Raw genomic sequence first — 12881 nt, 5'->3', positions numbered from 1 at the left:
GAGCTCGACATGCAAACAATCACGAGCGTCGCTGAACTTCGCCGCACTCTCACAAAATCCCGCAGTGCGATCAACGGGTCGGATTCGTGCCGACGATGGGCTATCCCCACGATGGCCACCTGGCGCTGATTGCGGCAAGCCAGGCGAAATGCGATGTGAGCGTCGTCACAGGAAGTCTATCCGAGCAATTTCGAAACCTTTGTTGAACCTGGCGACCTCGCGAGACCTCTGTGCGGAGCCTTGAGGCCTGGACATTTTGACGGTGTCGCGACTGTCGTATGCAAGTTGTTCAACATGGTGCAGCCTGACGTCGTCTTTTGGCCCGAAGGATTGTCAGCATTGCACAGTCGTGAGTCGTATGGTGGTTGATCTCAATCTCCCTATCGAGATCATCACCGTACCAAACGGTTCGCGAAAGGATGGGCTCGCCATGAGTAGTCGCAACCGCTATCTCAGTAAGAGAGAACGTCAGCAGGCTCTAGCGATCAACCAGGGACTATCCGCAGCGCTCGATGATTTTCGGTCGGGACAGCGCAACGTAGAAAAGCTGATTTGCGGCCGCATGGCGCATTTAGAGGGGGGTGACAGACTGCAGTATCGACGGTGACACGCCCAAAGCCGCCGACAGTCCACTGCGGCTCCCCGCGATGCTATGTGCGGCCGCCTACGTTGGCTCAACGCGCTGATCGACAAGTAATCCTGGCGTTGCAAACTCGGTAGCGCAAGGCGTGGCCAAGCCGCGCACAGCTTAGTCAGCTGACAGAAACGTTCAGGCACTATTCTGAGAGGTGTATCGAGCTGGCAGCAGAGGGCGAGCTCCGAGAGGACTTTGTTCGGCGAGTAGCGAAGCGATATCGCGTGCCCACGGAATATGTAGGGCCGTGAACTGTGTGTCCGGCAACCCGCAAGTCTTGCGACGGAGATCACCGGCCAATTCGACAAACCTTGGTATAGTGCTTTGCAGCCGATGCTATATCACCCACTTACCTTTGTAGAGTTGAGCACCGGTCAGATCGTTTGTACTTTCGATGTCGAACCTGGATCGTTCGGTCTGCGGGACAGTGCGAAGCCTGAACTAACGCCTTGCTAGAAGTCGTTGCGTTCCAATCAGTTGTTAAGACGAACATCTTGGTTCGAATCTTTGGCCGAGTGCACGCAAAAAGGGCAGGGACTTCGTAGCTGGGGCTCTAGCACAGTCGCCGCGTTGCCGATCATTGCCATAGTAAGTTGCTGGCAAATTTACATCCCACTCCGGAAATACGAGTCGACATGGCATTTACCGCGCTTTTCATCAAACGTCCGGTATTGTCAATCGTCGTCAGTCTTCTGATCTTGCTGATCGGCTTGCGCGCCGCCACCCTACTGCCGATCCGGCAATATCCGAAGCTATCCAATACGGTCATCAATATCACGACTGTCTATCCTGGCGCCTCTGCCGACACGATCCAGGGGTTCATCACCACTCCCCTGGAGCAAGCAGTCGCGTCCGCCGAAGGCGTCGACTACATCAGTTCCTCGTCTGTGCTTGGTGCCTCGACGATCCAAGTCTACATCAAACTGAATTTCGATCCCAACGAAGCGCTCACGGAGGTGCTCTCGAAGGTCAACTCAGTCAAATACCTGATCCCGAAGGAATCAAACGATCCGGTGGTCACGAAGTCGAGCGGTCAGACCACTGCTGTCATGTATATCGCTTTCTCCAGCGAGGAGCTGGCGGCCAGCGCGATAACCGACTACCTCTCGCGGGTCGTGCAACCGGTTATCTCAACCGTCGACGGGGTTGCAGCGGCAGACATCCTGGGCGCCCAGAGTTTTGCAATGCGGTTGTGGCTCGATCCTGCGAAAATGGCTGGGCATGGCGTGTCGCCGGCTGAGGTTTCGGCTGCAATCGCCGCCAACAACTTCCAGGCCGCGGCCGGCCAGGCCAAGGGCTATTTCACTATCTCCGATGTTACGGCAAATACGGATCTGCGGAGTGTGGATGATTTCAAGCGGATGATCGTCAAAGCCAATGACGGTGGCTTTGTGCGCATGGAAGACATTGCGGTAATCGAGCTTGCCGCGCAGACGACAGACACTAGCGTCGCGATGAACGGCGAGCACGCGGTCTTCATCGGCGTGCAGGCGAGCCCGCAAGGCAATCCGCTAAACATAGTGCGAGGCGTCCGAGCGCTGTTTCCAGAAATGGAGCGTAACCTGCCGCCGTCGCTGAGAATGAAAGTGGCCTACGACTCCACCCAGTTTATTCAATCATCGATCGATGAAGTGGAGAAGACGCTCATTGAGGCTGTCGCGGTCGTGGTGATCGTGATCTTTCTGTTCCTGGCCTCACTGCGGTCGGTCATCATTCCTGTAGTCACTATTCCGTTGTCGCTCGTGGGTGTCTGCAGCATGATGCTCGCGCTGGGGTTTTCATTCAATCTCCTGACTCTCCTTGCGATGGTTCTCGCGATCGGTCTCGTGGTCGACGACGCGATCGTGGTGGTGGAGAACATTCATCGCCATTTAGAAGAAGGTGCGACGCCTCTACTGGCTGCTACAAGGGGGGCGCGCGAGATCGTCGGTCCCGTTATCTCCATGACGATCACCTTGGCTGCGGTATATGCCCCGATCGGGTTTCTCGGCGGCCTCACCGGTGCGCTGTTCCGCGAATTCGCGTTTACGCTGGCGGGAGCTGTGATCGTGTCGGGCGTGATCGCTTTGACGCTGTCGCCCATGATGTGCTCGCTCTTCCTGAGGCGCGCCGAGGGGGGCCGATTTGCAAGGCTTGTGAACCGCGGGTTCGGCGCCATAACACGATGGTACGGCCGCAAGCTCGACCGCTCGCTCGACTATCGCCCAATTACCGGCCTCTTTGCGCTGACCATGTTAGGCCTTGTCGGTTTTCTATATATGAATATTTCCAAGGAGCTCGCGCCGGAGGAGGATCAAGGTATCGTATTCGCGCTAACGAAGGCCCCGAAATACGCCAATATCGACTACCTCGACTATTACGGCACCAAACTTGAAAACGCGTTCAAGAAATTTCCAGAGAGTGACTTGAGCTTCGTGCTCAATGGCATCAGCGGCCAGCAGAGTGGCATGGCCGGCATGTTGCTCAAGCCGTGGGACGAGCGCAAGCGATCATCGATTGTACTAAAATCACTTGTTCAGGCCGAGCTATCTAAAATCGAAGGCATTAACGCGTTTGCCTTTAGCTTGCCTCCGCTTCCGGGCGGTTCGGGTGGCCTACCAGTGCAGATGGTGATTAATTCGACGGCTGGCTTCCAATCCGTTTACGAGCAGATGTCGAAACTGAAGGATGTCGCGCGCAAGAGCGGTCTGTTCATGGTGAGCGACTCCGACCTCGAGTTCAACCAGCCGGTGGTACGAATCAAGGTTGATCGGTCCAAGGCCAACGAGCTTGGCATCACCATGCAGACTATCGGTAGCGCGCTCGCCACCTTACTTGGCGGAAACTACGTCAATCGCTTCAATTTGCAGGGTCGTTCCTACCAGGTGATCCCGCAGGTCCCACGTGAGGAACGCCTGGCGCCGCAAGCAATCGGGAGCTATTATGTGAAGACTGCGACGGGCTCGATGCTCCCGCTGTCTACCATAGTCTCCATCGAGACTGCGACCGATCCGAACGCTCTCACCCACTACAATCAGCTCAACTGCGCGACCTTTCAGGCCGTGCCGATGCCTGGCGTCACGATCGGTCAGGCTGTGGACTTCCTGGAAGCCGAGGCAAAGAAACTGCCCGCAGGCTTCAGCCACGACTTTCTGGCCGACGCCCGCCAATACGTGTACGAGGGTAACCAACTGGCGATTACCTTTGCATTTGCAATCATCATCATATTCTTGGTGCTTGCGGCGCAGTTTGAAAGTCTGCGCGATCCTCTCATCATCATGATCAGCGTACCGATGGCAATCGTGGGCGCCTTGATCCCGCCATTTTTGGGCTGGGCAACTATGAACATCTACACCGAGGTCGGACTGTTGACACTGGTTGGGTTGATTTCCAAGCACGGCATCCTAATGGTTGGGTTCGCCAATGAGCTGCAGCTCAAGGAGAGACTTGACCGTCGCTCGGCTATAGAGATGGCGGCGCGCGTCCGACTGCGTCCAATCTTGATGACTACGGCGGCAATGGTCACGGGCTTCATACCCTTGTTGACTGCAACGGGAGCTGGCGCCGCGAGCCGCTTCTCGATTGGGCTTGTGCTCGTCGCTGGCATGACTGTCGGCACGCTGTTCACGCTTTTCGTGCTGCCGGCGGTCTATGTCGTGTTCGCGTCCGACCACCGCGCCGATGCGAGCTCCGGCCGCGCGAAGAACGCCGCCGAGCTCGGCCTCACCGTCGCTGCTGATTCCCAGCTGGCCAAGCAATGACGATAAATTCAACCCAGGTTCGCTCAGTGGCGAGCGAGGGAGCCTGCGATCGCTTCACGCTCCGTTACGCATTGAGATCTTCACGCCCGTGGTGCCGAGCTTGGCGGCTATCGGGGGCTCGGAAGAACACATCGGTGATCCCCGGCCGCTCCGCTAAGGTGAATTGCACTGTACATTTCAAGGTAGCGGAATCCCCAAGCTCGACATCGCCGGGGGAGAAGGGAATTGATCCTCGCCTGACAAAATGTGCGTTGCTATTTATCACAGGGCTTTTGAAGGAGAATTGTTTGCTTCCGTCTAACCGCGTTGCGTTGCTAGCTGAAAAATGATGGCGCTGAACCGCTTAGGGGGCGACACGAGTTCAATTCCGTGGGAACGGCCCCGTATCCATGACCGACGCACTTACGGCTTTCGATACGAGGACCATTGATCGACAAGCCGAGAAACAAGCCGACGCGTTTTGGCTGAATGATCGTTGCCGGGTACCGGGAAGTGCAGCACAGCTTGCGTTGCACGATCGAAGTCGAGAACAAGAGCAACTGCTGAACGCAAAAAGGGCCGCTGCCATTGTGAAGACGGGCGGAGCTGCTAAGCGAATGACCAGAATCTGCCGCAACCCGATGACCAATGGCCGCGCTGGCTCCCCGACGTGTGACCCGACGCCCTCCGGAGTGGGAAAATTAAGGAAATGCCTGAGTTTGATGCTGCTATCTGGTTTCTGGCCGCAACGACGTGTTTTGCTGCCTTTGTAAATGGAGCCATTGGCTACGGCTTTTCGTCGCTGACTGTACCCTTTGCGCTAGTTTTCTACACCAATCGCATTCTCAACCCCGCCATTGTCATCATCGAGGTCTTCGTCAACGGGTTGGCGCCGCCCTATCGGAGCAAGCTGGCTGATCGGCCTGCCGTTCGGGTGGATGCTGGGCGTTCTCTATTCGCTACAATCTACGGGTCTCCCATAGCGATGCTGTTTAACAACCAGGGCTTGGTCAAACACGAATTTCGCGCCGGCCTAGCGCTGGTTCGCGTGGTGGAATCGAGCGTTACCGCCTTCGTCTACTATCAGCTCGGCTTGTTCATTTACGAAAGCGGCAGCTTGCTCTATATTTTTGTACCGGTGTCATGCTTGGCGTCCCGCTGGGGTCCTACGTCATTCGCCGGCTTGATCCGGAGATATTCCGACGCATCTGTATGAGCTTTGATGCTTGGATCGTGGGCTTCGGTTTGTCACGGGTGCTGATTGAGGTCGATCTAGTGCAGAGCGCCTGGGCTTCTAGCGTGATGGCGGCGGCGATACTGATCGATCTCTGCCTGCTATACTTGTTCTTTACAACGCACAATCCAATCTGGTCAAAGCGACGGCCTCGGCGAACTGCGGATATAGGCGCTTGAACGATGCCGGCGGGCAACTCGGTATCGAATGAGCGCGCGTCCTGGACCTGATCGACGCCGCCCTCTTCGGCGGCGATAATGATGGCATGCAAATCTGGTTGATTGCTCCAGACTTCCCAGCCCACCGGTGCCAGGAACCCGGGATCGCAGGACACCCCTGAACTGTTGGAGGCTGATGTTGCCGCCATGCCACTCGAAATGGCTGTTCCCGGCGGGCGACACGCTGGCCCAGAACAAACGAACTTAGGCCCAATGGCGGGAACCATCTGGCGGCCGGAAACCAGGACGAACGAATATCAAAAGCATCGGGGCCGACATTGGCCGCTTGCGCGTGGTAGCGGGGCTCGTTGTAGTGATCTCGCGAGACAGCGCCGCCACTCGTGATGAGAGCTTCCGATTGTGCAAAGTTGTCGGAAAAACTACGGCCGTGTTAGCCCCAACTACATAGAGGCGTGGGGCGCCGTCGGCTTTGTAGGCGTTGCGACAAGCCATACTGAGTGTTGCGATCCAGCTGTCGCAGACAAGCAAAAACTATCGCCCTCGTATGGCCAGCTCATCCGGGAGAGATTGGCCGAAACACCGCCATCCCCAGGGGCTCGAGGATCACCCCCTTGTCGCTCTCCGTGTGACGACGCAGTTCAGTATTCGTGACGGCATCGCATTTGCAGGGATGAAGGACGTCAACTTGAGGCCATCATCGTCGAGCCGCGCGTCGCTCGCAGGCGACGCACGTAGGATGAGGGGCGCCGCGCCCGCGAGTCCGTTCTCTCAGGAGCGTCCGTGATACCATGTGCCAATTTGTCTGCCGGCCTGCTTGGGACACGCCTGACATTTTTTGTGGCCGGATTCGGCCTCGCGGCCTGGGCGCCTTTGGTGCCACTCGCCAAGGAGCGGCTCGCGGCGGATGACCGCATGCTTGGTCTACTGCTGCTCTGTCTCGGAACGGGATCCGTCGTCGCGATGCTTTTGACCAGCGTGTTGAATTCGCGTTACGGCAGCAAGCCCATTATCCTCGCGGGTGGACTTGGACTCGCGATCATCCTGCCGTGCCTTGCAATTTCCGACACACCTGTAAGGCTCGGTGCCACGCTATTTGCTTTCGGCGTTTCACTCGGCTCGATCGATGTAGCCATGAACATCCATGCGATTGAACTGGAGCGCGCCACGGGCCGTCTATTGATGTCCGGCTTCCACGCCCGGTACAGCATTGGGGAAGTCACCGGCTCTGCCGCGGTCACGTTGTTCGTCTCGCTGCAGTGTGGCTCGCTTCTCTCGACGCTGGTCTGTTCGGCGTTAGTAACGATCGCGATTGTGACGGCCTGGCCGAGGTTGCTGGCGACGGGTTCGAGACAGCAGGGGCCATTATTTGTCTTGCCCCACCGCAGTGTGTTGCTCATAGCGGTGCTCGCGGGTATCACCTTTCTTGTAGAAGGTGCAATGCTCGATTGGAGCGCTTTGCTTCTCGTTGAACGAGATCTTCTCGCGGAGGCGCACGGGGGCATTGGTTATATGCTCTTCTCAATCGCCATGGCCGCAGGGCGTCTCAGCGGAGATGCCGTGGTGGCGCGAATCGGCGACCGTGCCACATTGATGCTCGGGACTGTGCTAATGGTAACAGGCTTCTTGGCCGTGGTGGCCGCGCGCGTTGCGTTGATTGCTATGGCAGGGTTCCTGCTTATCGGATTGGGTATTTCAAATGTTGTCCCCGTACTGTGCCGACGTGCCGGCAAACAGAACGTGATGCCAGCAGGCATAGCGATCGCGGTCATCACCACAGGCGGCTACGCGGGTATACTCGTCGGGCCGGCCGGCATCGGGCTCATCGCACACATCTTTGGCTTGCCCATGGCGTTCGGGATGTTAGGCGCGCTCATGTCGATCGTGATGCTGTCGGCGAGGATGATGACCGACCATCGCTAAGGCATTGGTCAAGAGGAAGGGAGCGCAGCTTCCGGCTAGTGATCGTCCGTCGGCGTTTGAGATTTAAAGTCGATGAGCTCTCAAGTGCTGGCAGCACGTCTTGATCATGATCATTCTCCTTTTCCTGCAAGTCGGCAGGGGTTCTTGGCGGCGAGCTGAGGGCAGTTGTTGACAATGAAGGTTCGTCAACTTGCGAAGCAAGATTGATCGTTACGAGAGCGGCGAGTCTGCTAGGCCGGACGTTCACCGCCGGTTGATCGTAGGATCGCCCCCTTATCTGGGAACAAGCGAATCACTCTGGTGCCGTCCGTCGCTGTCAGCCCGATAGGCCCGGTATGCCAGCTGAATGCCATCCTTTAGCGAAGTCGTAGCGCGCCAGCCGAGCCCGGACAGCCGACGCACGTCGAGCAGCTTGCGCGGCGTGCCGTCCGGGCGCGACGTATCGAAGCTGATCTCACCTCGAAAGCCGACGGCGGCCGCCACCATGAGTGCGAAGTCGGCGATGCTGATGTCCTCGCCGCTACCGATATTGACCAGTTCCGACGAGGAATAGGTCTTCATCAGATGGATGCAGGCATCGGCGAGATCATCGACATAGAGGAATTCGCGGCGCGGCGTGCCGGTGCCCCACACCACGACGTTGCGGCTGCCCGAAATCTTGGCCTCGTGGAAGCGGCGGATCAGCGCGGCGACGACGTGGCTGTATTCGGGGTGATAATTGTCCCCGGGGCCGTAGAGATTAGTCGGCATCACGCTGATGAAATCGGCGCCGTACTGACTGCGATAGGCCTCGGCCATCTTGATGCCGGCGATCTTGGCGATGGCATAGGGTTCGTTGGTCGGTTCCAGCGGGCCGGTCAATATCAAATCCTCTCGCAGCGGCTGCGGCGCCAAGCGCGGATAGATGCAGGAGGAGCCGAAGAACATCAGCTTCTCGCACCCATTGGCATGCGCCGCCTGGATCACGTTGCTCGATATCGCCAGATTGTCGTGGAGAAACTCGGCGCGCAGCGCGTTGTTAGCGACGATGCCGCCGACCTTGGCGGCGGCGAGGAACACGGCTTGCGGCCGCTTCGCGGCAAACCAGGCGTTCACCGCGGCCTGGTCGCGCAAGTCGAGCTCGCTGCGCGGCACCGTCAAGAGATCGGCCTGTTCGCGTGCTAGCCGGCGCATCAGCGCCGCGCCGACCATGCCGCGATGGCCCGCAACGAAAACCGTCTTACCCTTCAGTTCAAACGCTGTGCTTGCCATTGGTCGCATCCTGCATGGCTTCGACGAGATCGCTGGCGACCATTTCCTTCACCAGTTGCGAGAACGGCGTCTTCGGAACCCAGCCGAGCTGCGCGTGCGCCTTGCTGGCGTCACCGATCAAGAGATCAACCTCGGTCGGACGGAAATAGGTGGGATCGATCTGCACCAGCGTCTTGCCGGAGGCCTTGTCCACGCCGACCTCCTCGACCCCCCTGCCGCGCCATTCGATGCTGCGCCCGACCTCGGCAAACGCCACCTCGACGAACTCGCGGACCGACCGCGTCTCGCCGGTCGCGAGCACGAAGTCGCCGGGCTCGTCGACCTGCAGGATCCTGTGCATGCCATCGACATAGTCGCGGGCATGACCCCAGTCGCGCTTGGCGTCGAGATTGCCGAGATAGAGCGTGTTATCGAGGCCGACCTCGATGCGGGCGGCGGCGCGCGTGATCTTGCGCGACACGAAGGTCTCGCCGCGGGTCGGGCTCTCATGGTTGAAAAGGATGCCGTTGCTGGCGAAGATGCCATAGGCCTCACGGTAGTTCACCGTGATCCAGTAGCCATAAAGCTTGGCGACGCCATAGGGCGAGCGCGGATAGAATGGCGTGGTTTCCTTCTGCGGCACCTCTTGCACGAGCCCGTAAAGCTCCGAGGTAGAGGCCTGGTAGAACCGCGTCTCCTTTTCCATGCCGAGGATGCGGATCGCTTCCAAAAGGCGCAGAACGCCGATTGCGTCGGCGTTGGCGGTGTATTCCGGGCTCTCGAAACTGACCTGGACGTGGCTCTGGGCGGCCAGGTTATAGATCTCGGTCGGCCGGATCTGCTGCACCAGCCGGATCAGATTGGTCGAATCCGTCATGTCGCCATAGTGCATCAGGAACGGCACGCTGCCGGCATGCGGATCCTGGTAGAGATGATCGACGCGCGCGGTGTTGAACGAGGACGACCGGCGCTTGATCCCGTGCACGTCGTAGCCGAGACCGAGCAAATACTCGGCGAGATATGCTCCGTCCTGCCCGGTGACGCCGGTGATCAGCGCAACGCGCCGCTTTGAGTCTTGAGCCGTCATGGTCTCTCGTAGTTGCGCCGGAGAGAAAGCCCTGTGAAACGCTAGTGGGAGCCGTTTCTCGGCAACGCCTAGATGCGCAAGCCCGCGCCACCCGCAATTTGAGGAAAGCGATCGTTAGGTCCAGTCATACACATCATGTAGGAAAGCACACTATATACATAGATTTAGATTGGACTGGAGTGTGCCCACGCATTGATATTCAAAACACCGAAGTCAACTAACGCTCGCATCTTGGCTTATATCCGCGGTGATCCTAAGCAGGCGAGATGGATGCGATCGTCGTTTCGAGCGCAAGGACGCGCTTGTCCGGGCTATATCTCCAACAGGATAGAAGCCGACGATCTGTGTTCCTATCTATCCTCAGGCGCAAGTACGCATACGCCTGGTCTCGTCACGTCTTGGGAGACGACGATCTGAGGCCGCAGTCTTCGATGCATTTGCCGGATGACGAGATGCAAGCAAGCGCACGGTCAAGCCTCACGCCAATTCTTAGTCTAGAAAGCACCCCTACCGTTAACTTCCGGACAGAACACCCGGTCTTGACGGTCGATTCATCGCCTGTGATCAGCGCTCTTGCCAATATCAAGCTCGCGGCAGGCAGTGGAGCGAAGGAAACGCAAGACAAGATGAGCAAGAGTAGTAAACGTTGGTATAGATGCTCCAACGTTTTGATATCGAAAGTTTACGCTCGTACAATAGAGCTTCGCTGCCAGTCGTCTAATCTCGATGAGGTAACTTGCTTCGGTACGAGTATGATGGGCCTCTTAAACCGGCGTCGGCAAAATGTTTCCGGTAGCACACAACAATTCAAGCTAGAGCTGCTGCGCAGTTTGTACTCGATCGGCAGCCAAAAGCGGAATGTAGCCGGGCGAAGCGATGATGGCTGAAGGAGGTCTAACTCACGCTTGCGAATGCGGCGGCGATACAGGCGGCCGCGAAAGAGCCCGAACTTGAAACCTGTTACCATCGGGCAAGCGAATTCATGATCGGATTCCTGCAGGGGGACCTCGGACTCCTTGAACTTGGGCTGCATTGATCGATATGTGTGGAATTGTTGGCATTTTGGGGCGTGGTCCGGTCGTTGGCCAGTTGGTCGCGTCGCTCAAGCGATTGGAATATCGTGGCTATGACTCCGCAGGCCTCGCGACTCTCGAAGGTCTCCGTATCGAGCGCCGGCGCGCTGAAGGTAAGCTGAGAAACCTTGAAGAGCAGCTGCGCTATTATCCGCCGTTGGGTCATACCGGCATCGGTCATACCCGCTGGGCGACTCATGGAAAACCGACCGAGAGCAATGCTCACCCGCATGCGACGGAAAATGTCGCGGTCGTTCATAACGGCATCATCGAGAATTTTCGCGAGCTGCGAGCCGAACTGGAGCGGAATGGAGCCCATTTTCACTCAGAGACAGACACGGAGGTGGTGGCGCATCTCGTCGACTCTTATCTCAAGAGGGGCTACTCGCCGCAGGATGCGGTACAAGCGTCGCTGCCACGGCTGCGCGGTGCCTTCGCGCTCGCGTTCCTTTTCAAAGCCCACGATGATCTTTTGATCGGTGCGCGTAAGGGGTCGCCCCTTGCGATCGGACATGGTGATGGCGAACTGTATCTAGGATCGGACGCCATCGCGCTCGCGCCTTTGACCGACACCATCACCTATCTCGAAGACGGCGATTGGGCCGTGCTTACGCGCACGATGTACGTGATTTATAGCGCCGACGGATTTGTCGTCCAGCGGGAAACATCAAAGTCTGGCGTATCGTCACTCCTTGTGGACAAAGCGAATTATCGCCACTTCATGGCCAAGGAAATCCACGAGCAGCCGACAGTAGCCGGCAAGACATTGGCGCATTATGTCGACATGGCGGCCAAGCGAGTCGCCCTGCCGGTCACATTGCCGTTCGACTTTAAATCCATTCAGCGCATCTCTATTACCGCGTGCGGCACTGCAAGCTATGCCGGGCACATCGCCAAATACTGGTTCGAGCGGCTGGCGCGCTTGCCTGTCGAGATCGATGTAGCGTCCGAGTTCCGCTACAGGGAGGCGCCTTTGCGCCGTGGCGATCTCGCGATTGTCATCTCGCAGTCGGGCGAAACCGCTGACACGCTAGCTGCGTTGCGATACGCCAAGGACCAGGGCGTGCACACGATATCTGTGGTCAACGTCGCGACGTCGACGATTGCGCGCGAGAGCGAATCCGTTCTGCCGACGCTGGCGGGGCCGGAAATCGGCGTCGCTTCCACCAAGGCATTCATCTGCCAGCTGATGGTATTGGCGGCGCTTGCCGTCGCAGCAGGCAAACAGCGCGGTAAGCTGTCCGAGATCGATGAAACAAGGCTCGTGCGTGAGCTTATCGAAGTGCCGCGGTTGATTGCTGCGGCGCTGTTAATCGAGCCGCAGATCGAGAAACTCGCGCGTTATATCGCCGATTCAAGGGACGTGCTCTATCTCGGTCGTGGCACATCGGCTCCCCTGGCGTTGGAGGGCGCACTCAAGCTGAAGGAAATTGCCTATATCCATTCAGAAGGTTATGCCGCCGGCGAGCTCAAGCACGGACCGATCGCACTGATCGATGAGGCCGTGCCTGTGGTGGTGATCGCGCCTTATGACGATGTGTTCGAGAAGACCGTCTCGAATATGCAAGAAGTTGCGGCTCGGGGCGGCAAGATCATCCTGATCACCGATTCGAAGGGGGCTTTGGAAGCGACGGTGGACACACTCATGACCATTGTGCTGCCTGAGATGGTCGCAAGCTTTACGCCGATGCTCTATGCCATTCCGGTTCAGCTCTTGGCTTACCATACCGCCGTCGCAAGGGGCGCGGACGTGGATCAGCCGCGTAATCTGGCAAAATCGGTGACTGTGGAATGAGGCTACAGTG

Annotated in this window: 6 protein-coding genes and 1 pseudogene; 5 read left to right on the top strand and 2 right to left on the bottom strand. The window is 58.0% G+C overall.

The window, feature by feature from the left end; translation table 11 throughout:
- Positions 1-9: 9 nt before the first annotated feature.
- The 4 genes and pseudogenes from ACM42_RS03235 (at position 10) to ACM42_RS03220 (ending at position 7686) form a co-directional block, all read left to right on the top strand.
- Positions 10-686 (top strand): annotated as a pseudogene (locus ACM42_RS03235) (4-phosphopantoate--beta-alanine ligase).
- 583 nt (positions 687-1269) lie between these two features.
- Positions 1270-4374: an efflux RND transporter permease subunit gene (locus ACM42_RS03230; protein WP_271526574.1), complete on the top strand. Its 3105-nt coding sequence runs from the start codon at positions 1270-1272 to the stop codon at positions 4372-4374.
- Between the two features lie 688 nt (positions 4375-5062).
- Entirely contained in the window at positions 5063-5569 is a 507-nt protein-coding gene (locus ACM42_RS03225; RefSeq protein ID WP_271526573.1) for a hypothetical protein, read from the top strand.
- 995 nt (positions 5570-6564) lie between these two features.
- Positions 6565-7686, top strand: a complete 1122-nt coding sequence (locus ACM42_RS03220; RefSeq protein WP_333921028.1) for an MFS transporter — start codon at positions 6565-6567, stop codon at positions 7684-7686.
- Positions 7687-7959: 273 nt separating this feature from the next.
- Here ACM42_RS03220 and ACM42_RS03215 read toward each other — a convergent pair whose 3' ends face one another.
- Together ACM42_RS03215 and gmd are read right to left on the bottom strand one after the other, a co-directional pair.
- Complete coding sequence (locus tag ACM42_RS03215) at positions 7960-8937, bottom strand: GDP-L-fucose synthase family protein (protein ID WP_208757030.1); 978 nt, start codon at positions 8935-8937, stop codon at positions 7960-7962.
- Positions 8918-10003: a GDP-mannose 4,6-dehydratase gene (gmd, locus tag ACM42_RS03210; protein WP_271526572.1), complete on the bottom strand. Its 1086-nt coding sequence runs from the start codon at positions 10001-10003 to the stop codon at positions 8918-8920. The genes ACM42_RS03215 and gmd overlap by 20 nt, the downstream gene beginning before the upstream one ends.
- 1041 nt (positions 10004-11044) lie before the next feature.
- Here gmd and glmS point away from each other — a divergent pair.
- Entirely contained in the window at positions 11045-12871 is a 1827-nt protein-coding gene (gene glmS, locus ACM42_RS03205; protein WP_271526947.1) for a glutamine--fructose-6-phosphate transaminase (isomerizing), read from the top strand.
- Positions 12872-12881 lie beyond the last annotated feature (10 nt).

The organism is Bradyrhizobium sp. CCBAU 25338, from assembly GCF_028128965.1.
GTDB lineage: Bacteria > Pseudomonadota > Alphaproteobacteria > Rhizobiales > Xanthobacteraceae > Bradyrhizobium > Bradyrhizobium liaoningense.
This window is presented reverse-complemented; position numbering and strand designations above follow the sequence as displayed.